This is a genomic window from Bacillus sp. FSL K6-0994 (assembly GCF_038630815.1).
In the GTDB taxonomy this organism is placed as follows: domain Bacteria; phylum Bacillota; class Bacilli; order Bacillales; family Bacillaceae; genus Bacillus; species Bacillus safensis.
In genome coordinates, this window is the sequence record NZ_CP152043.1 from 678,468 (window position 1) to 698,135 (window position 19,668).

General features: G+C 42.1%; 20 protein-coding genes. 11 read left to right on the top strand and 9 right to left on the bottom strand.

Features of this window, described 5'->3' with window-relative positions; translation table 11 throughout:
* Positions 1–83: 83 nt before the first annotated feature.
* Positions 84–455, bottom strand: coding sequence for a hypothetical protein (locus MHB69_RS03400; protein WP_101676679.1), 372 nt, complete (start codon positions 453–455; stop codon positions 84–86).
* A gap of 184 nt (positions 456–639) precedes the next feature.
* Between MHB69_RS03400 and MHB69_RS03405 the strand changes: the two genes are divergently transcribed.
* Together MHB69_RS03405 and MHB69_RS03410 are read left to right on the top strand one after the other, a co-directional pair.
* The gene (locus tag MHB69_RS03405; protein ID WP_342496005.1) at positions 640–1,077 is read left to right on the top strand and encodes an Rrf2 family transcriptional regulator; all 438 of its coding nucleotides are present in this window, start codon (positions 640–642) and stop codon (positions 1,075–1,077) included.
* Between the two features lie 65 nt (positions 1,078–1,142).
* Positions 1,143–2,054 (top strand): NAD(P)/FAD-dependent oxidoreductase, encoded by a 912-nt coding sequence (locus MHB69_RS03410; RefSeq protein WP_342496006.1) that lies wholly within the window; start codon positions 1,143–1,145, stop codon positions 2,052–2,054.
* A gap of 10 nt (positions 2,055–2,064) precedes the next feature.
* Here the strand turns inward: MHB69_RS03410 and MHB69_RS03415 are convergent, their stop codons facing one another.
* The gene (locus MHB69_RS03415) at positions 2,065–2,271 is read right to left on the bottom strand and encodes a hypothetical protein (RefSeq protein WP_034282782.1); all 207 of its coding nucleotides are present in this window, start codon (positions 2,269–2,271) and stop codon (positions 2,065–2,067) included.
* A 113-nt stretch (positions 2,272–2,384) separates the two neighbouring features.
* On the opposite strand from MHB69_RS03415, the gene MHB69_RS03420 reads away from it, so the two are divergent.
* Positions 2,385–3,032, top strand: a complete 648-nt coding sequence (locus MHB69_RS03420; protein ID WP_342496007.1) for a DUF3885 domain-containing protein — start codon at positions 2,385–2,387, stop codon at positions 3,030–3,032.
* Positions 3,033–3,066: 34 nt separating this feature from the next.
* On the opposite strand, the gene MHB69_RS03425 is transcribed toward MHB69_RS03420, so the two are convergent.
* Positions 3,067–4,395, bottom strand: a complete 1,329-nt coding sequence (locus tag MHB69_RS03425; RefSeq protein ID WP_024424565.1) for a 6-phospho-beta-glucosidase — start codon at positions 4,393–4,395, stop codon at positions 3,067–3,069.
* A gap of 197 nt (positions 4,396–4,592) precedes the next feature.
* On the opposite strand from MHB69_RS03425, the gene MHB69_RS03430 reads away from it, so the two are divergent.
* On the top strand, positions 4,593–5,324 hold the full coding sequence (locus MHB69_RS03430; protein ID WP_034282778.1) for a MurR/RpiR family transcriptional regulator: 732 nt from the start codon (positions 4,593–4,595) through the stop codon (positions 5,322–5,324).
* A 17-nt stretch (positions 5,325–5,341) separates the two neighbouring features.
* Here the strand turns inward: MHB69_RS03430 and MHB69_RS03435 are convergent, their stop codons facing one another.
* Positions 5,342–6,541 (bottom strand): MFS transporter, encoded by a 1,200-nt coding sequence (locus MHB69_RS03435; protein WP_342496008.1) that lies wholly within the window; start codon positions 6,539–6,541, stop codon positions 5,342–5,344.
* A gap of 145 nt (positions 6,542–6,686) precedes the next feature.
* On the opposite strand from MHB69_RS03435, the gene MHB69_RS03440 reads away from it, so the two are divergent.
* Positions 6,687–7,166 (top strand): YbaK/EbsC family protein, encoded by a 480-nt coding sequence (locus tag MHB69_RS03440; RefSeq protein WP_024426664.1) that lies wholly within the window; start codon positions 6,687–6,689, stop codon positions 7,164–7,166.
* A 36-nt stretch (positions 7,167–7,202) separates the two neighbouring features.
* On the opposite strand, the gene MHB69_RS03445 is transcribed toward MHB69_RS03440, so the two are convergent.
* Positions 7,203–8,111, bottom strand: a complete 909-nt coding sequence (locus MHB69_RS03445) for a LysR family transcriptional regulator (protein ID WP_024426663.1) — start codon at positions 8,109–8,111, stop codon at positions 7,203–7,205.
* Positions 8,112–8,214: 103 nt separating this feature from the next.
* Between MHB69_RS03445 and MHB69_RS03450 the strand changes: the two genes are divergently transcribed.
* Positions 8,215–9,417 (top strand): MFS transporter, encoded by a 1,203-nt coding sequence (locus MHB69_RS03450; protein WP_125587235.1) that lies wholly within the window; start codon positions 8,215–8,217, stop codon positions 9,415–9,417.
* Positions 9,418–9,480: 63 nt separating this feature from the next.
* Here the strand turns inward: MHB69_RS03450 and MHB69_RS03455 are convergent, their stop codons facing one another.
* Positions 9,481–10,560 carry a DUF3900 domain-containing protein gene (locus tag MHB69_RS03455; RefSeq protein WP_342496009.1) on the bottom strand — a complete coding sequence of 360 codons (1,080 nt, stop codon included), beginning with the start codon at positions 10,558–10,560 and terminating at the stop codon, positions 9,481–9,483.
* Positions 10,561–10,760: 200 nt separating this feature from the next.
* The gene (locus MHB69_RS03460) at positions 10,761–10,910 is read right to left on the bottom strand and encodes a DUF1540 domain-containing protein (RefSeq protein ID WP_072367870.1); all 150 of its coding nucleotides are present in this window, start codon (positions 10,908–10,910) and stop codon (positions 10,761–10,763) included.
* A gap of 354 nt (positions 10,911–11,264) precedes the next feature.
* Between MHB69_RS03460 and rfbF the strand changes: the two genes are divergently transcribed.
* The 5 genes from rfbF to MHB69_RS03485 are packed head-to-tail and all read left to right on the top strand — an operon-like array spanning position 11,265 to position 16,046.
* Positions 11,265–12,029 (top strand): glucose-1-phosphate cytidylyltransferase, encoded by a 765-nt coding sequence (rfbF, locus tag MHB69_RS03465; protein ID WP_034282763.1) that lies wholly within the window; start codon positions 11,265–11,267, stop codon positions 12,027–12,029.
* 4 nt (positions 12,030–12,033) lie between these two features.
* Positions 12,034–13,005, top strand: coding sequence for a GDP-mannose 4,6-dehydratase (locus MHB69_RS03470; RefSeq protein ID WP_025092661.1), 972 nt, complete (start codon positions 12,034–12,036; stop codon positions 13,003–13,005).
* Between the two features lie 12 nt (positions 13,006–13,017).
* Positions 13,018–13,929, top strand: a complete 912-nt coding sequence (locus MHB69_RS03475; protein ID WP_342496010.1) for a putative nucleotide-diphospho-sugar transferase — start codon at positions 13,018–13,020, stop codon at positions 13,927–13,929.
* Positions 13,926–15,116 carry a glycosyltransferase family 2 protein gene (locus MHB69_RS03480; RefSeq protein ID WP_326135387.1) on the top strand — a complete coding sequence of 397 codons (1,191 nt, stop codon included), beginning with the start codon at positions 13,926–13,928 and terminating at the stop codon, positions 15,114–15,116. Before MHB69_RS03475 ends, MHB69_RS03480 begins: the two co-directional genes overlap by 4 nt.
* The gene (locus tag MHB69_RS03485; protein WP_046314059.1) at positions 15,117–16,046 is read left to right on the top strand and encodes a putative nucleotide-diphospho-sugar transferase; all 930 of its coding nucleotides are present in this window, start codon (positions 15,117–15,119) and stop codon (positions 16,044–16,046) included. It begins immediately after the preceding gene.
* A gap of 31 nt (positions 16,047–16,077) precedes the next feature.
* On the opposite strand, the gene MHB69_RS03490 is transcribed toward MHB69_RS03485, so the two are convergent.
* Both MHB69_RS03490 and MHB69_RS03495 read right to left on the bottom strand, forming a co-directional pair.
* Positions 16,078–17,316, bottom strand: coding sequence for an MFS transporter (locus tag MHB69_RS03490; RefSeq protein WP_034282755.1), 1,239 nt, complete (start codon positions 17,314–17,316; stop codon positions 16,078–16,080).
* A gap of 147 nt (positions 17,317–17,463) precedes the next feature.
* Positions 17,464–19,503, bottom strand: coding sequence for a penicillin-binding transpeptidase domain-containing protein (locus MHB69_RS03495; protein WP_065215105.1), 2,040 nt, complete (start codon positions 19,501–19,503; stop codon positions 17,464–17,466).
* Positions 19,504–19,668: the final 165 nt, after the last annotated feature.

Below are 19,668 nucleotides of genomic sequence, written 5' to 3' on the forward strand. Positions count from 1 at the left end.
GCTCATATTGCTTATTTGTTTTTTCAACCGATGTATTGTAATGGAGACAAAAAGCTCCCTTACCAAAAGGGGGCCGCTATTCCTTACTCTGCGCTCTCCTCAACCTCACGGCTATCCTCTGTTTCACCAATATAAATAGGGCCGTTAGCGTGGTCGATTCGGATTGGCCATTCGTATGGGATTTGAAGTCGTCTAGCAATGGCTCTCCAGAATTTTGTGGAATCCAATTCGAATTCTTGGAAGTCTTTTAATAAGTCTTTGTAAGACGAGCCATCAAATCGAATGAACATATCTTGAAGGCGCATGAACGCGACGTGTCTCACTTCAAGTGCTGCTGCGGCTTCCATTTCTTCTTCTGTTGCTTCTCCGATGATTGTACCTGCCGGCGGAAGCATGTCGTATACGTTAAATTCCTCTTCTTCTTCGTGTGCTGCATTGTGCTGCTGATCTGACATTTTTCTTCACTCCTTCTCGTTCTCAATCAAAACTTTATTTCGTGCTTACTTCTATTATCGGAAGGAAATGTGAAATGTGGAATGAAAAGTGGAGCAGATTCACAACTCTTGCTTTTTTCTCTTGAATCATCTATGATCAATTACAGATATAAAAGGTCTATAATAGATAGAAAGGAGTTTCCTCATGAAATATTCTAAAGCAACCAACTATGCGCTGCATACGATGGTGTTTTTAACTCTTGCGCCAAAGGGTAGAGCGATTGGCGTTGAGCCTCTTGCTAAGATACAAGACCTTTCACCAACCTATCTGTCCAAAATTTTAACAAAGCTTGTGAAGGCGGGACTGATTGAATCAACACCTGGTGCAAAGGGAGGATACACCCTTATTAAACGAAAGGAAGACATTTCTTTTTTAGATGTCATTCAGGCTGTAGAAGGACAAACGAATTTATTTCGCTGCTCTTTAGAGCATGACTCCTTCATGCCTCATGATGGCTGTTTGATTGAACAAGTTATGCAGGATGTTGAAACGAAAATGCAGGAGACATTAAGTCAAAAACGGTTAATTGATATTGCGAACCAACTTGAGCAAACAGAAAAAAATCCATTTTTAAACGTGTGATTTTTTTGAACTGATTATAGATATTAAGAGTCTTTAAAGTCTTTAATAAAAAAGGAGAGATTGAGATGTTATTAGATTGTGCCATTATCGGAGGCGGGCCAGCCGGATTAAGTGCAGCACTTGTTGTAGGAAGAGGCAGAAAGCAGGTCGTTGTATTTGATGATGAGCTGCCAAGAAATCGAGTGACGCAGGAATCACATGGATTTATTACAAACGATGGAATGACACCATTTGAGATTAGACAAGCCGGAGAGGCAGATCTTCAAAAATATCCTCATATCCAAATCAAACGAAGTCGAATTGTTGATATACAAAAGAAAGAGGAAAGCTTTACGTTACTAACACACGAGGGGGATGCATTCGAAGCGAAAAAAATCATCTTAGCAACAGGTCTTCAGGATATACTGCCAGAGATCGAAGGAATTCATAATGTGTACGGAAAAACGTTGTTTAGCTGTCCTTTCTGTGATGGATGGGAATTAAAGGACAAAGCACTTGCCCTCATTGCAGAGAATCAGCGAGCCTTGCATATGGCTAAGCTTCTTTCCAATTGGACAAAGGATTTGATCGTGTTTACGAATGGGCACGTGTTGGCTGAAGAGGACAAGACGCTTCTGACGGCACATTCTATTCAAGTCATTGATGTGCCAATTGTGTCGATTGATCATGACAATGGGCAGCTGCGCTCTCTACAGCTTGCGAATGGGGAGATAGTGAATAGGGAAGGCGGTTTTGTCGCAAGTGAATTCAAGCAGTCAGCCCCATTTGCCGAAAAGCTTGGCTGTCAAATGACGAAGAATGCGGGTATTGAAACAGATATTCTTGGACGTACAACCGTCAGTGGAGTCTTTGCATGTGGTGATAATTTAGGCGGTCCTGCTCAGTTAGTTCTCGCAGCAGCAGCTGGAAGCCAGGCAGGAATGGGCGTCATTCATGACCTTGTGCAAGAAGAATTTCAAGAAAAAACATCTCTATGAAAAGAGATGTTCAGCGGAGAGCGATTTTCCGTTTTGCTAAGACGTGAGCTGTCCATTCAAAAAGTGCGTAGATGACAAAGAAGATCAGGATCCAGCTGCTGACATCGACCCATACATTGGTGATCTGTATGATGTTCGCTTGATCAAGTCCAGCCTGTATCCACATGGTGATCAGTGCTGTAAGGAACACTTGTAAAAACCATTTTGATGTTTTCAATTGGCCACACCTCCATCTCTTTCTATCATATAAGAAATGACAGTTCATTTCCAATTGTTTCCCTATATGTTTCAACGGTAAAATGAAAAATAAAACGAGTGAAAGGAAAGCAAATGAGTGATCAAACAAATATGTTTCTAAAAAGTCATTTTCCTCATCTTATCCTCACGCCGCCGCTTTTTTATGAGTGGCCTATTGGGCTTCGTTTTGAAGTGGCAGATTGGTCATTAGGAAAAGAATCGATTGTATTAGAAAAAGCTGGAGATCGTGCTTTAGAAATTGTGAAATATGCTTTTGATCCAGAAGACGAGATGCTGCTTGTAACGGATGTGTATACAGAACATGAACATGAATTAACGAAGCGTCAGCTCTTGGTTTATCAAAAATATGTCAATCGGAAAATGCGTTACCGATTGCGTCATGAGCTTTTGACATATGTACGTCCAGAAATAGAAGAGAGCATGAAGGTAGAGCGGTTTACAATCAACTGCCGTCTGCGAGATATTCGGTTGCGCCCTTTGCTTCATGCGATGTGCCAAGAAGATTTTTTTACACCAAATCAGATTTTGAAGGGAAAACTGGGGTATGAAATCTATCTTATCAATCTCTCAAAACAGATGATTTTTCACTTATATGATGATCGAGGCTGTGATCTTATTGCGGCAGATCCAGAGCGTTTAAGACCAGTCTATGAAGGCTTACAGCACTGGCTATTAGACTATGATCGCCCTCAGATGGACCGCCTGTTTGCAGCGAAATAAGAAAAACCGCACTTTCGACAAGTGCGGCTTCTTTTTATGCTTCTACTTTATTGAAGAACTGCGGCAAATATTCTTTGTGTGCTTCTAGCATTTCATCTAGGATGCTTTTTGCAATGGCATCTGATGGGACAAGCGGGTTGATGGTCATTGCGACAAGAGCTGTGTTGTAATCGCCTGTCACGGCTGCTTCAGCAGCTACACGTTCAAAGGATTTAATTTGAGAAATGAGTCCTTTGACAGCGACTGGCATTTCACCAACAGCAATTGGTTTAGGACCGTCTTTTGTGATAACACAGTTGAGTTCAACCGCAGAATCATTTGGAATGTCACTAATAGCCCCATTATTAATGGTGTTTACAGGCTGAATGTCATGCTTGTCGTTATAAATGGATGCAATTAAGTTACAAGCCGCATCACTGTAGTAGGCACCGCCTCGTTTTTCAAGCTGTGGCGGCTTGATGTCGAGATCAGGGTCTTTGTAAAGCTCGAACAAATCATTTTCTAATGCGCGAACGACTTCAGCACGAGTTCCTTCATTAGCTGCTGCTTTCTTTTCCTCAGCCAGCATATCACTTGTTTTGTAGTAGTAGCGGTGATACGGACAAGGAATGACGCCAAGCCCTTTTAAGAAATCAGCATCCCACGGAATCGCTTGAATGTTGTTCATTGACATGCTGGAGTTTGGATCAGCCATGTCTTCAATGACTTGATCCATGATGCTTTTGCCGTCTAAGAATACATTGAGTCCAAAGACCATATGGTTTAATCCAGCAAAGCTGACTTCGACTCTGCTTGCGTCGACACCAAGCCCTTTGGCGATTCCCATGCGAATGCCGATCGGCACGTTACATAAACCAACGACTTTGCGATGGTTTGAATAACGAAGAACGGCTTCAGTAACCATACCAGCTGGATTTGTGAAATTCACAAGCCATGCATTCGGGCAAAGCTCTTCAATATCTTTGACAATATCAAGAATGACAGGAATGGTGCGAAGTCCTTTGAATAGACCTCCTGGACCATTTGTTTCTTGACCAATGACATCATATTTTAAAGGAATGCGTTCATCCTTCATACGTGCTTCAAGAAGTCCGACACGGAATTGTGTTGTGACAAAATCAGCATCTACAAGTGCTTTCCTGCGATCTAATGTTAAATGAACCTCGATTGGGAGCCCTGCTTTTTTGACCATGCGTTTTGCAAGATTTCCGACAATCTCAAGCTTTTCTTTTCCCGCTTCAATATCAACGAGCCAAAGCTCACTAATCGGAAATTCATCGTATCGTTTAATAAATCCTTCTACAAGCTCTGGTGTATAGCTTGATCCTCCGCCAATTGTGACAACCTTTAATCCTTTTGCCATGCTCTGCACCTCCGAATAATGTAACGCGCAATGTTATAATAGAGAAAAGTCTTTTTTATTTTGTACATCTATAGCTTATCGTGAGAGCATCGCGTGCGTAAATGACTTCAGCGTCTTTAGGCAAGGGTGCCCTATTTAGAGATTTGTTACATAAAAGAAACACATTGTGACATGTTGTTGGAGAAAGGGGAAGTCAGATGTTTTCAAGTGAGGTCATTTCCAGCTTTAATGAACTAGAAAGCGCTTTATACCGATATATCATGGAAAACAGTGAAAAGGTCGTGTACATGAGAATTCGAGACCTTGCAGATGCTGCACATATATCCACCTCGTCTGTCCTTCGCTTTTGCCGAAAAGTAAATTGTGATGGCTTTTCAGAGTTTAAAGTGAAGCTCAAAATGTATTTAGAATCAGAGCAGACACCTTCTTTAAAAAGCACACAGCACTTTCTATATGAATTTATTGAACGAACATTGAAGGGAGACTTTGAGGGGAAAATTAAGGAGGCAGCGAAGCTCATTGCTGAGGCAAAAAATGTGCTGTTTATTGGGACTGGCAGTTCTGGCATTTTGGCGCAGTATGGGGCGAGGTACTTTTCAAGTCTTGAGAAATTTTCATTTTACATCAACGATCCGTTTTTCCCGATGAATATGCAGTATTTAGACAATAGTGTCACCATTGTGCTGTCTGTATCAGGGGAGAATAGTATTACGATTGATCATATTTCGAAGTTAAAAAGAGAAGGCAGCACAATCATTAGTATTACGAATAACCAGCACTGCACGATTTCGCGCATTTCAGATTTAAATATTGCCTACTACGTCACAGATGAACGGGTCCACAGAGCCAATATCACCACACAGACGCCAGTTGTGTATATTTTAGAAGCCATGGCCCGTGACATGTTTGCGATGTTAAAAGAAAAGTAAAAGAGCCGCTGCATACATCAGCTGCTCTCTTTTTTCTGCTTCATAAAAGCAAGGATGGCAATGCCGGAACAGACGAGCACAAACAGACCGCCTAGCAAATACACAGACCTCGCCCCGTATACATCTGCAATCAATCCAACAAAGAAAATAGACAAACCGACCGATACTGAAGAAAGGACGTAGTGAGCCGAATACACCTTTGATAAGTCATGTACTGGCGTTTCCGTTTGAAGAATGGTTTGCTGCGAAACATCTCGGATTTGGTAGGCAGGCCCCATCAAAATACAAAGCAGCAAAGCAAGCCACTGCAGGCTGTTCAGTGAATAGACAATGGTCAGCACTGCATAAATGAATGAACCAGCTGCCATATAGAGGAGAAGCTGTTTTTGAATAAACTGACTCATCCATGCAGCTAAGAGCCCGCCTATGATGGCACCTGTATAATAAGCGGCATTGATAAACCCCCACCATTCCTCATCTTGCTTTAAATCATGGGTGACAAAGGCAAGCGTAATCGCCCCGATCCACACAGCACCCGCAATATTTTCACAAACATCCATAAAGGTCAGGGTGCGCACCGTTTTATTTCTCCAAATGATCGTCCAGCCATCTTTGAAGCTGTTCATCTTATTTGTTTTTCGAACCGTCTCTTCTTGCTTGAGAAGAGGAAAAACAGGGATGAATAATAGATAAGACAACACAATCATGACACAGGTGATCCACATTAAATAAAACGGCCCGATCCATAGGACGAGCATTCCAGTGAACGAATAACCGGCGATTTGAACCATTTGATGAAAAATGGAGGCTGTACTGTTTGCTTTCACAAGCTGATTTGCTGGTACAAGCATCGGCATGATCGCCTGCATTAAAGGACTGATGAACCCGCCTGTGAGGGAAATCAAAATAAGCGCACTAAACAACCAGACCATATGCTGCTGAAAGAAATGAAATTGGGCTGTAAACACGATGAGCATCCCAAGACGTAAAAGCGGGACCCATTTCAATAGCCGGCCAGCTTGAAAGTAATCGGTTAAAACAGGAGAGAAGAGCCCAGCCAATAGCTGGCATATTGTTCTAATCAGCGGAAATACAGCCGCATAGGCAACAGATTGTGTATCTTGATAAATGACAAACGTGATCGTCATCACAAATAAAATATCACTCAGCATGAGAAGGCTTTTACTGCTTGTATAACACCAAAACTTGTTTCCCATATCAAACCGGCTCCTTTTCAAAAACAAGTTCAGTATAGCATGGTGATGGTGTGTCCAGAGGTTTTTCATTGAAAAATACATCTTAAGGATGAGAAGATTGTGATAAGCTAAATGAAGGACATTGTAAGGAAAGGGGTTCAATCGATTGAAAAAATTACCGGCACATGACTTTTTGGACAAACATGGCATCCCATATGAGGTCAAAACATTTTCTGCCGAAACAGAAAAGGGTGCAGCAAATGTAGCAGCAGCTCTTGGTTTTCGTGAAAGACAAATGATTAAAACATTGATTTTTGAAACAGGAGAAGGAGAGCAGCTGCTTGTGATGGTTGGCGCTGACCAGCATATTAAGTCAGGGAAACTCAAGAAAGCGGCCGGCTCTCGTAATATTAAAATGGCTTCACCGGAGAAGGTTCTTGAAGTGACGGGCTATCGAATTGGTTCGATTCCGCCGTTTTGCTGGCAGCCAGAAGGATTCCGCACCATTATTGAGGCTTCGTTATTAGAAGAGGAAATATTAGGTGTTGGGGCAGGCGAATGGGGAAATGAAATCCTCATCACCCCAGAACAATTGGTGAAAGCCTCAAAAGCTGTACCGTTTGACATCGTGCAGCCAGCTGAATAGAGAAAAAAAGTGCCTGTTTCAGAAGCAGGCACTTTTTTAATTGGCAGCAGGCGAAGTAAATGGACCGATACCTTTCATTTGCAGGAAGGCATCCACGGTTCTATTTTCTTCAAGATCATTCGCCCGTTTGCACACAACAACCGGTCTGACGATCTCAATGCCTTCAATGTACACGCGCCCAATTTCTTGCCGCTTGAGACTGCCGTGAACCGCATCACGGGGAACAAGTGTGATGCCATATCCAGCTTTGATCATTTGAATCGCTTCATGAACACCGCTGAATTGTAAATCAACGGTCGGTTTTTTGATTCCTTTCGAGGTAAAAAGAGAGAAGAGTTTATCTCTTGTGGAACTGCCTTCTTCACGCATCAAAAAAGGCTCCTGACTCAGGCGCTCCAGCGGGACGGTTTTTCCGTTTAACGGATGGTCTGCCGGCACAATAAAATCATAGCTTAAATTCGTTAAATGAGAAGTGAGAATCTCCTCATGGTGCAAATCCTCGATCACAGCGATGGCTACATCTGATTCATATTGAAGCAGGCTCTCTAAAACTTGAGCGGAGTTGCCGCTTTTTAATTCAATTTCTGTCTGTGGTGAAGATGTTTTAAAAGCAGCAAGCCAATCTGGCAGTAAAAAGTTGAGTGGTACATAGGTAGAAGCGATGCGGAGCCGCCCCTTTTTTCCGTTTTGTAAAAGCGTGATCTGATATTCTACTTCTTTTTCAGCCTCGAACACTTGCCGGGCATAAGGGTATAGAATTTTCCCCATTTCCGTAAGTGTAATGCCTCTGCCATTTCGTTTAAAAAGACGGAAACCGATCTCACTTTCAATGCTTCTAAGCTGAGCCGTCACAGCTGGCTGTGTCAAAGATAGCACGTCTGCTGTTTGTGTAACGCTTTTTGTCTCTGCGACCTTTGCAAAAATCCGAAGGGCATGTAAATTCAACTTTGCACCACCTATCAATTATTTTGATGGTTTAATCAAAAACATTCATTAGATTTATTATAAGGCATCCCTTATTGTAAAGATAGCGAAGGGGGAAGGGAAAATGGATCATCGTCAAAAGCAAGTGGTGTCAATATCACTTATCACAGCATTTGCACTGATTGGGGATTCAATGCTTTATATTGTTCTTCCGATCTATTGGAAAGAGGTTGGTTTATCATCTATTTGGGAGGTCGGGCTGCTGCTGTCCATTAACCGATTCATCCGCATTCCGCTAACACCTGTCGTTTGGTGGCTTTATCGGTTTGTCCCAATGAAGACTGGTGTATTGATCGCTATTTTGATTGCGTCCGTGACCACAGTGCTTTATGGTGTGAGCGGTTTTTGGCTGCTGCTGATTTGCCGCTGCGCTTGGGGGCTGGCATGGACGTTATTGCGTATGAGTGGAATGAGATTAATTGCTGAGATGGAAGAAAGCTCTCAAGGGCATTATACGGGCATTTATAATGGGCTTTACCGGCTTGGCAGTTTATTCGGCATGTTATTTGGCGGAATATTCGCCAGCCTGATCGGCTTCCAGTCCATGACGCTTGTTTTTGGTTTACTCACATTACTAGGAATTATTTTTTATGTCTCTTTGGATGAGATTGAAAAGGGAGAAGAGGGGCAGGTGTATCAAGTCATCAAACAGAGGTGGCTTGCACGAGATGTTGTAAAAGTATTAATGACAGGAATGCTGATCGCACTTGTGATCCAAGGGTTATTCGCATCAACACTCAGCCATGTCATTGAAGCAAGGATCGGTCATGGAGAATTTGCTCTGTTCGGCTTTGTTATCGGAGCTTCGGCTTTAAGTGGAATCATTCAAGCGCTCAGATGGGGTTGGGAACCATTTGTAGCACCGAAAACGGGCAGATGGTTTGATGGGCTTGTGATGAAGGAACGAACGCTTTGCTGGATGTTTCTTTCATTTGGAGGTCTCAGTTTTCTGGCGGTCATGCTGAAGGTAAGCGGCTGGTTTCTTGTGATGCTGCTTTTGATCCAGCTGCTCTCAACAATCTTAACGACATTAACGGATACGCTTGCTTTTCAAAAAGCGTCTGCTCAAACAGATAAAAACCGCTTCCTCGCAAGCTATTCCTTTGTTCAAGATATGGGAGCGGCTTTAGGACCCTTGTGCGGGTATACGATGATTCAGTTTTTTGGATCAAGCAGCGTCTTTTGGCTGATGCTCATCATAAGCTTATTGCTTGTCAGCATGTGGGCAAGAGGCAGGGAGCTGCATGTTACTTCTGATCCAGCTTAATAAATCAAGCGTTATACAAAGAAACTGCCTCATGCGCTGAATGCAAGAGGCAGTCGTGTTTTTTTATTCTAGATCTGAATCATAGGCTTTTTGCGTCAGCTGGCTGACCACCTCTTTTAACCCATTTGGTTTATGAAACTCAACAGGTGTGCTTCCTTTTTCGAAGACGATTTGATCTGCTTCAACGAGCACGATATATCGATTGTTGAGCTTTGCAATATGGATCGAGTGGCCAAAGTCTGCTAGAAGACCTTTGATTTCCGTTTCGCCTAGACGCATTTTCATTGTGATATCAGGCGTTTGTTCAACAATATGGGAGGCCGCTTGTGTGACCTGCTCTGTATCGAGTGTTTCTCTAATTTCTCGCTTTTCACTCGCTTCCCATATTTCAAGATCCTCTTCAAACTGCTTTAATTCTTCACTTTCATCCTGTAATGTTTCAAAAACCTGTTCCTGTACCATATTCATAACCTGTGATTTCATGATTTCAGGCATGGATTCACCGTATTCGACGAACTTCAAAAAGTCTTCAAAATAACGAGCGTGTGAAGATTGGTGAATTTTCACTTCAGCTTCTTCAGTCATTCCCTCTTCTGGCATAAACGGGTATTGAATCGATTTCATGTTTTTTGTCGTAATAGCCATTTCGACTTTTCTAATCAATGTAGATGTATCAGCGATAGAAGCCACTTTTTGTTCGAAATCGCATTTCATAATAAAGACAAAGGAATAATCGAAATACTTTTTAGGAACAGCAGAAGCAACTAAAAAAACGCCGCCTCTGACAGCACTTGTATCTAAATATGTGCGAACAAACTGTTCACTGCATTCATTAAACAATTCTTTTGTATCTGCAAATCTCGTTTGATGAAATAGGTTGTAGTTTGGATTTGAATCAAGCTCATGACCGGGTTCTACAATAAATCGGCCAATTTTGGTCGGTACTTGTTCAGATTTAGGGTGTCTGTCCACTTTTCGTTTGACGATTTTTTTCAGCTCACCGTCTAAAAAGTCCTTCAGCTCACTTTGTTCAAATTCTTCTTGATCTAGTGTTTGATAATGTTTAAACCGTTTATTTGCTTGTTCATCTTTGCCTTCGATTTCCACGACAAAGAATGAGAGAAAACGTATCGTAAAATCCATTGATTGGTCACCACTTTTTCTTCTTCGGATATGTTGAGTATAGAAAAAGGAGTGAAAATCGTCAACGAATGGAGAAATATCGTGTCATTATTTCCCGAGAAATGTTTATTGAAAAACACTTGATAATAATTATCATTCTTGATAGAATGATAAAAGAAAAGAAGGAACCTGCCAGTTCCTTCATCTCAGAGAAAAATAGGTTATTTTGTTTCAAATGTTTCGCAATCAGTTTCAGTATTACGAGTCACTTCAGTCATCGTGTTTTTACCAATTTTAATGGTAGAAGCGGTACAGCTGTTTTCAGCCCAAAAACGGCAAGAGTTCACTTCACAAAGAACGTTTTGTGCCATGGGAATTCACCTCCGTGATTCATATTGAGAATGAAGCAAGCTGCCACTTGAATTCATTCAATCTAGTAGTCTCTTTGTAGAAAGAGGCTGTTTGTGCTGATTATGCACATGTTTATCATACCATCTACCCTGAAAATATACAATTTAAACTTTGGAAGAGCGAGAATATGAATCTCGCTCTTTTTTTATTTGTAAAAATAGTTAAATGCTAGGTGGCACACTCTCTCATTTCGACATATGAATAGAGTAGATTCAAAACCTGATGTCGGACAAAGTATGAGGGTACATGTACTGATTTTCCGCATAAAGATAGGGTTTTAATCAAAAATCTTCATAGAGAGATGAGGGGAGAAGATGAAAGCAGTCATTCTCTGCGGAGGAAAGGGAACGAGAATGAGTGAGGTCACACAAGCGCTTCCTAAACCACTTGCTATGATCGGAGACCGGCCTATACTATGGCATATTATGAAAATCTATCAGTATTACGGTGTAGACGAATTTATCCTATTGCTTGGATATAAAGGAGAGAAGATCAAAGAGTACTTTCTGAACTACGACTGGCAGCATCACAGCATGCAGCTCGATATGGCGACAGGAGAAATGAAGCTTTTAGGTAAATCGGAAAACTGGAAAATCACCTTTTTAGATACAGGTGAAAATACGATGACAGGCGGACGTTTAAAGCAGGCACAGGATTACATTGGTGATGAGACCTTTATGATGACGTATGGTGATGGACTGGCTAATATCAATATGTTTCATTTGCTGAAACGTCATCAGGATCTTGGAGCAGCTGCGACTGTCACAGGCATTGAAAAGAAGTCCCAGTACGGGACACTGAAGGTGTATAACGGGATGGCACAATCCTTCTCTGAGAAGACAGACAGTATCGGGATGATCAATGGAGGATTTTTTGTGTTGTCTTCAAAGGTATTTGATTATTTGACAGACGATGATCAATGCGTGTTTGAAGCAGAGCCTCTTCAAAACCTGGCGGATGATGGAGAGCTTGCCGTTTATGAGCATCACGGATTTTGGACAGCAATTGATACGTATAAAAACCTGAAGGAAATCAACGACATGTGGACAGATGGAAAACAACCATGGAAGGTTTGGTGACAGCATGAGCGGATTTTGGAATGGAAAGAATGTATTTGTAACTGGATGTACAGGGCTGTTAGGGAGCTATCTCGTCAAGGAATTGATTGATCAAGGGGCAAACGTGACTGGACTTGTGCGTGATCAGGTGCCTAGGTCGAATTTATATCAAGGCAGTCAATTTGAAAAAATGAATGTGGTGCAAGGCGCTTTAGAGGATATGCAGACAATTGAACGTGCGTTAGGAGAATATGAAATTGATACCGTCTTCCATTTGGCTGCCCAAGCCATTGTTGGGGTCGCGAACAGACATCCTGTTTCTACATTTGAAGCGAATATCTTAGGGACATGGAATGTGCTTGAGGCTTGCAGAAGACAGCCGCTCATCAAACGAGTGATCGTGGCATCAAGTGACAAAGCCTACGGTGATCAAGAGCAGCTGCCATACGATGAAGACATGCCGTTAAACGGGAAACATCCGTATGATGTCTCAAAGAGCTGTGCAGATCTCATTTCTCATACGTACTACAACACATACGGTCTTCCAGTTTGTATTACACGCTGCGGTAATTTATATGGAGGCGGGGATTTGAATTTCAACAGAATCATTCCGCAAACCATTCAGCTTGTGTTAGAAGGAAAGGCACCGGAAATTAGAAGTGACGGGACATTTATTCGTGATTACTTCTACATTGAAGATGCAGTGAAGGCTTATTTGCTGCTAGCTGAGAAGATGGAGGAAAAAGGGCTGGCGGGAGAAGCCTTTAACTTTAGTAACGAGATTCAACTGACAGTGCTAGAGCTTGTGGATAAGATTTTAAAGGCAATGGGAAGTGAACTGAAGCCTCGTATTTTGAATCAAGGAACACATGAAATTAAGCATCAATATTTGTCAGCAGAGAAAGCGAGAAAGCTGCTTGATTGGAAGCCTGATTACTCCATTGATGAAGGCTTAGAGAAGACGATTGAATGGTACCGCGAATTCTTTCAAAAATAGAGGTGTAAATAGATGAACAGCATATATTGTACGGTTCTTTCAAGTGGAAGACTTTATCAAGCCATTGCGTTTTTCTTATCGTTGAAGCAAGTAGAAGATGATGCTGTCATCAAGACGTTATGTATGGATGATGCTGCATTTGATTTGCTTCATCAAATGAATTTTCCGCATGTGGATCTTGTTCATGTACGGGAGCTCGAAACACCAGAGCTGCTGGAGAAAAAAGAGGAACGGGATGCATCGGAATATTGCTGGACCTTAAAGCCGATTTGGATTGAGTGGTTATTTGAACAGGAGCAGGCAGAGAGCGTGACCTATCTTGATGCGGATTTGTTCTTTTATGAGAGCCCTCAGGTGATTTTTCAACATCAGCCGAATGCTTCTGTTTTAATTTCGAGAGGGGATATTGTCATTCCAAGCTTTGATGCAGAGGAAGTGAAGATGCTTCAGAAGCTTTTAGGACGCTATAACTCAGGCTTTCTGCATTTTAAAGGAGATGAAGCCGGACGAAAATGCCTCAGCTGGTGGAAAGAAGAATGCTTAAAAGAATGTAGAAATGCACCGGGAGAAGGCAAGTTTGGCGATCAAGGATATCTAGATCATATGCCGAGGCTGTTTGACAAAGTAGAAGATATTGAGACAAAAGGCGTGAATATTGGTCATTGGAACTATGGGCAGCATTCTTATCGGGAGGAGAATGGACGTATTCTTCTGGAGGATGGGCACCCGCTCATTTGCTATCATTACAGCGGCTTTCGGATTGTGAGCAAGGATGAGATGCAGCAAATTCATGAAAAAGGACGAAATGACCTGCCGTTTTTTCAAGAAGCCTATCGGCAAGTGCTTCGCCACGTGATTGAATCTGTGGAGCAGGTCGATCCGCTGTTTAACGGCTATGCCAAACGGGAGGAGGATGACGCATGAATGAAAAGCCAAAGGTAAGCGTCATTATTCCAAGCTATAATGCCAAAGAGCGTTTAGAGGGAAGCCTTTTTTCTTTAACGCTTCAGGAAACAGATATTCCATTTGAAGTCATTGTTGCTGATAATGGCTCAACGGATGGCACGATGGAAATGCTTGAGAATATTGAGGTGAACTTCCCGTTTAAAAAAGTGCGCATTCCTGTCAATCAAGGGATTGCAAAGGGACGTAATCATGCCATTCGCGAGGCGGAGGGGGATCTGCTCATTTTTCATGACAGTGATATGCTGGCAGAACCGAGATTTATTCAAAAGCATGCAGAGGCTCATGCTGACAGGGAGAATCTTGTCATTTGCGGTGTGTGCTGGAAGCGGATTTATCGCTATTTTTACACAGCTTTTGATAAGGATCATATGAAGCGGTTGAAAAAGCAAGGACTGTATAAACGGAAAATGGAGGACAAAACGCCTCTTTTATCATTGGAAGAAGTCGAAAATGGTGCATTTCTAGAGAAAAGCTTCGATTTGCAGTCTGAGTTTATTGATATCCTGAAAGACATTTTGGAAACGTACCACTATGATTTAGGTTCTTATGAGCTGCCATGGCGCTTTTTTATTACAAATAACTCCTCTGTTAAACGTAAGCATGTCATGGCACTAGGGATGTTTGATGAAAATATCGTTCGGTATGGATTTGAGGATTATGATTTAGGAATTCGACTGAATCAGCTTGGTCTCTCCTTTGAATTGCGAGAGGATATTATGAGTGTGCATCAAGAGCATCCAAGTAATTTAACGTCATTTGATGACATCAAATACAACATTTTGTATATGTGTGAGAAGTATAACAATATTGATTCCATTGATGTCCATTTGGCTTTCTCTGGTCCGTTTTCTCACACTGTGACAAATGATATTGTGAAAGAAGTTCGGCAGCTGCGTGAGAATCCAGCATTTGATGACCTGTTATCCTATTTTTTAGAGCTGCTTCATTTGATCACAGAGCGGAATGTAGGCATCAAGCGGGATAAAAAAGATATGCTGACAGCCAAGCATTTTCCTTTGAAAAAGCTGGCAGAAGCGGCGCAGCTTGCACGTGAGGAGTATGGCTGCATGGTGCTTGTAGAAGCCATTCAAGGGCTGACGAAAGAGCTGTTGCGCGTTGATTTGTTCCAAGTGGATGTGTTGTAAATGGCGTCTTATCACTTTACAACCATTGTGTCGAATACCCATGTTTTTAAGCTTTTGGCGCTGATTCATTCGCTTGAACAAAACGCTCATGCCTTTAAGCTGTCCGTTTTATGTGCAGACCCTTTGGCTTATAAGGTATTAAAGGAGTTCCCTCACCCGCATGTTCAATATGAACAGCTTGAGGACATTGAAGATGATACGCTGCGAAAGGCAAAAGAAGATCGAACGTTTCATGAGTATTGCTGGACGTTAAAGCCTGCTTTTCTGCTCAACATTCTTGAGTCCTCAGATGCGGATTATCTTGCCCATCTGGATACGGATTTGTATTTTTATCATGATCCGGAGGCGATTTTTGCAGAGAATCCAAGCGCTCATTTATTTTTGACGGATCATATGAATTCCAAGCGGTTCTATCATTTTTATGAGTTGTCTGGCCGCTTTAATACAGGGTTTGTAGGCTGTCGTAACACAGATGTTGCCATACAGGCAGTCACGCAATGGAAAGAAAATTGTCTTGCCCATTGTACAGTAGAAATGGATACAGAAAAAAAGACGTACGGAGATCAGCGGTATGTGGAAAGATGGGTTGATGATTTTGAAGGGGTTCATATCGTTGCATCTAAAGGAGCCAATGCGGCGATTTGGAACATTGAAAACTACAAGCTTTCAGTTGTAAAAGGAGATATGTATCTCGACGAATGTCCACTCTTGTTCTATCATTTTTCTGCCTTTACGATCATTGACGAGAATACCTTTAACCTTAATTGGTATTACTATATGAAAGAACAGAAGCTTGTGGATCATTTGTATATTCCGTATGCCGACTTGGTTCATCAAAAGATTAAGCAGGTGCAAAAGGTATTTCCAGAATTTAAGCAAGGATTTATTGCGAAGAAGCATGTGCCTGACACGCATTTTTATGAGAGATGAAAAACCGCTCATTGATTGAGCGGTTTTCTTTTTATGATTCATTCCATTTAGAAATGGTTTGGTCGCTGGGAAGTAGGAAGGCTAGGATGCCTAATATCGGTAAAAAGGCAACACCGATCATGGTAGGCGTTAAGCCGAAGGCATCAATGAATGAGCCGAGGGCAACCGATCCGATTGCACCCATACCAAACGCAAGCCCAACAGTTAAACCAGACATTGTGCCAATTTTCCCGGGAAATAGTTCTTGGGCATAAACCACGGTAACAGAGAAGCTTGATGTCAAAATGAGCCCAATCAGCCCGAGTAAAACATAAGCAAAAACCGGTCCGGCAAATGGCAGCAGCAGGGCAAGCGGGAAGGATGCCAATAAGGAAACTAAAATCACGTTTTTCTTGCCAAAGCGGTCTGCAAGCGGCCCGCCTAAAAATGTCCCAATTGCACCTAGAATAAGAAATAAGAAGATATAAGTCTGTGATTCTTTAATCGTCAAACCGTATTGTTCAATCGCATAAAATGCATAGAAATTCGAAATGGCATTTCCATACCAAGAGCGGGCAAAGATGAGAAAGACGATAATGCCAAGTGCAATGAGTGCTGATTTACGATGAATATCAGATCTAGCCGCTTTTGTAGGTGTTTTTTTCGCTTGGGCCCGAATGGTTTGAAGCCTTCCTGCGTACCATCTTGAAATATAAAGAAGGAAACCAACCGCCAACATTCCAACAATCGTAAACCAAGCCACGCCTGTCTGACCGAGCGGGACGAGCATTAATGCAGCGATAAGCGGAGCAAAGGCTTGACCTGTATTCCCGCCTACTTGATAGATGGACTGGGCAAGACCTCGTCTTGGACCAGCTGCCATGTTGGCAACACGGGAGCCCTCTGGATGGAAGATCGCAGAGCCGAGTCCGATAAAGACAACGCAAAGCAGAATGGTGGCAAAGGACGGAGCAAACGCGAGTCCGAATATACCGACAGCACTTGAAAATAAAGCAATCGGAAGTGCATAAGGCATCGGCCGTTTATCTGTGTACCACCCAATAGCAGGCTGCATCACGGAGGAGACCATATTTAATGTAAAGGCAATCAGCCCTAATTGTGTAAAGGTCAGCCCCATTGAGCGTTCCAAAATAGGGAACATCGCAGGAATAACAGCTTGTAATGTGTCGTTCAGCATATGACAAATACCAATAATCAATAAGATGGGATAAACCGTTGAGCCGGTAACAGAATGTTGAGGTTTATCCTTTGTACGAGCAGCAATGGCCAATGAGACTTCCTCCCTTCATTTATCTGTTTTCTGATTTTTGCATTCTTCTCATTTTATTCATAAGGTGAACTATAAAACAATAGCAAATTGTCATGATTTAGAAAAAAAGAGACACAAGCATTTGATTGAGCTTGTGTCTCTAAAGAGTTATTTGTAAAAAGAAGCAATCACAGGCTTCATTTTTTGAACGACAAGCCCACTGCCGCCGCGGTTTTTTACCCCTTCGATCATGCCGACGAGGACGTAATCTTCTTTTTTAGGATTAAACGCAAGTAAAAATCCATTTTCGGTGCCGTCTGTTGCACCTTGTTTGCTTTTTAACTCTGCCGTTCCCGTTTTAGCGGCAATATCCGCTCCTTCGATTTGTAAGGAGTGGGCTGTTCCGTTTGGACTGGTCACGACCTTAGTCAATGCATCTTTCACTGTGTTTGCCGAGCCTTCTTTGATGATTTGTTTTGGTGAAGCTGTTTTTTCATCTTGAATCACTCGAGGATAGACAAGCTTGCCTCCTGTAGCAAATGGAGAATAGGCATGTACTTGTTCAATCGGTGACATGAGTAATTCGCCTTGCCCATACGCCGAGTCAGCCAGTAAGATATCCGATTGAATGCCATCGTTCGATACTTGTGCAGGCTTCATTGTAAATGGCATGTGTAAGTCTTCGCCAAATCCAAATGTTTTCACTTTTTTCTCGTAGGTGTCTTTGCCTATTTCGAGTGCTTCCTGTCCAAAATAAATATTGTCTGAGTACACAAGGGCATCGACCATATTTACTTTTTCTTTATCGTGAACCCGGGTGATGCGATAATTTCCCCAAGATTGATCCTTTTGCCATTTCAGTCCGTGAATGGTGCGCACTTTGTCAGGCTTTGTGACACCTGTTTCCAGCCCAATGGCGGCTGTAATGGTTTTGAATGTGGACCCTGGTGCATACCGGCTCGCATATCGAGCTTGGAATGGAAGGTCTGGATTTTCACTGTATGCCTGATATTGCTTAGGTGTAATCCCGTTTGTCATGAGATTGACATCGTAGGAAGGGGTGCTGACAAGTGCTAATAGATCACCTGATGATGGATTCATGATCGTGACGGCCCCTTTTTCACCTTTCAGCTGATCATAGGCTTTTTTCTGTAAAGAAGCATCAATCGTCAGCTTCACTGTTTTTCCATCTTTTCGAGCTGATTTTTGCAATGTTTCTTCAATGCCTGTTTCATCATGGACGATGAGAATGCTTCCGCCATCTTGTCCGCGTAAGTTTTTGTCAAATGTGAATTCAAGGCCGGTTTTGCCGATGATTTGATCCGCCTTTAATGCTGGATTTCTTTTGATATCATCCGCATTTGCTTTTCCTACATATCCGGTGAGATGAGCGGCGGCTTTGTTATATGGATAGTAGCGCATTTCCTTTGATTGATAGGTAACGCCATTGACGTCCTTTGGAATTGGCTTTTGTTTTAACATCGATTTGAGCGGGACAAACGTGTCGTCTGTGACCCATGCTTGTTTCAGCTGATTGTTGATTAGTTCTTCCTCTATATCAAAAGCCTTGCTGATTTTTTTGATATTGCGTTCTTTTTCTTCTCCTGTTCCGAGCTTGCCCGGGATGATGCCAAGGGCGTTTCCACCAGTTGTTTCTGCCAGAGTACGTCCTTTTCGGTCGACAATGTTTCCGCGGACAGCAGGGTCTGATTTGACCTTGATGGTATCTCCTTTCTCCATTTGCGGGAAGATGAGATTTGGTTTCCAGTCCACTTTCCACTTGTCATCTTCTTCGGAGAGAATGCCCTTGTAAGACAGCTTATGCAGCTTGCCAAGAGACGTTTTCATCGTTACATCATAGGAAAATTGATACCCATTTCCTTTGTCCTGTTTTTCAACGTTGAGCTTTGATATGTTCAGATCATAAGCACCAATGCCGTTGAAAATATTGTCGTATTTTTCGGCTAGTTGTTTTTTTGAAAAGTCATTGGCTTTCAAAGATGCACTTGTCACCTCATCTGCCAGCTTCGTAAAGTCTTTCTTCTCCATATGTTTCGTAAAGCTTTGAGCGGCTTTTAAAGCCTCTTTTTCTTTTGAGAAAAGAGTATCTTTTAAGAAAAAGAAAGCAGCAGCAACGATGATGATGCTAAGAAGAGAGATGATGACTTTTTTCTGTTTCCAAAATGATTTTTTTTGACCCGTATACAATGAAAACACCTCAATTTTTGATTAGATCCTCTATATTTTACAGTGATTGGTCGTGATTTGTATAGTTTCTCATAGAAACCTAGCTAAATAGATAAGAAAAACGACCTGTGATTTATCGTTTAGGATACCCAATTTTATTAATAATATCTAAGTCCTCTATTGAAG

What these genes read in the sequence shown, in the direction of transcription:
- MHB69_RS03400 (WP_101676679.1), bottom strand. Translation starts at nt 455, where the DNA reads ATGTCAGATCAGCAGCACAATGCAGCACACGAAGAAGAAGAGGAATTT.
- MHB69_RS03405 (WP_342496005.1), top strand. Translation starts at nt 640, where the DNA reads ATGAAATATTCTAAAGCAACCAACTATGCGCTGCATACGATGGTGTTT.
- MHB69_RS03410 (WP_342496006.1), top strand. Translation starts at nt 1,143, where the DNA reads ATGTTATTAGATTGTGCCATTATCGGAGGCGGGCCAGCCGGATTAAGT.
- MHB69_RS03420 (WP_342496007.1), top strand. Translation starts at nt 2,385, where the DNA reads ATGAGTGATCAAACAAATATGTTTCTAAAAAGTCATTTTCCTCATCTT.
- MHB69_RS03425 (WP_024424565.1), bottom strand. Translation starts at nt 4,395, where the DNA reads ATGGCAAAAGGATTAAAGGTTGTCACAATTGGCGGAGGATCAAGCTAT.
- MHB69_RS03430 (WP_034282778.1), top strand. Translation starts at nt 4,593, where the DNA reads ATGTTTTCAAGTGAGGTCATTTCCAGCTTTAATGAACTAGAAAGCGCT.
- MHB69_RS03435 (WP_342496008.1), bottom strand. Translation starts at nt 6,541, where the DNA reads ATGGGAAACAAGTTTTGGTGTTATACAAGCAGTAAAAGCCTTCTCATG.
- MHB69_RS03450 (WP_125587235.1), top strand. Translation starts at nt 8,215, where the DNA reads ATGGATCATCGTCAAAAGCAAGTGGTGTCAATATCACTTATCACAGCA.
- MHB69_RS03455 (WP_342496009.1), bottom strand. Translation starts at nt 10,560, where the DNA reads ATGGATTTTACGATACGTTTTCTCTCATTCTTTGTCGTGGAAATCGAA.
- MHB69_RS03460 (WP_072367870.1), bottom strand. Translation starts at nt 10,910, where the DNA reads ATGGCACAAAACGTTCTTTGTGAAGTGAACTCTTGCCGTTTTTGGGCT.
- rfbF (WP_034282763.1), top strand. Translation starts at nt 11,265, where the DNA reads ATGAAAGCAGTCATTCTCTGCGGAGGAAAGGGAACGAGAATGAGTGAG.
- MHB69_RS03470 (WP_025092661.1), top strand. Translation starts at nt 12,034, where the DNA reads ATGAGCGGATTTTGGAATGGAAAGAATGTATTTGTAACTGGATGTACA.
- MHB69_RS03475 (WP_342496010.1), top strand. Translation starts at nt 13,018, where the DNA reads ATGAACAGCATATATTGTACGGTTCTTTCAAGTGGAAGACTTTATCAA.
- MHB69_RS03480 (WP_326135387.1), top strand. Translation starts at nt 13,926, where the DNA reads ATGAATGAAAAGCCAAAGGTAAGCGTCATTATTCCAAGCTATAATGCC.
- MHB69_RS03485 (WP_046314059.1), top strand. Translation starts at nt 15,117, where the DNA reads ATGGCGTCTTATCACTTTACAACCATTGTGTCGAATACCCATGTTTTT.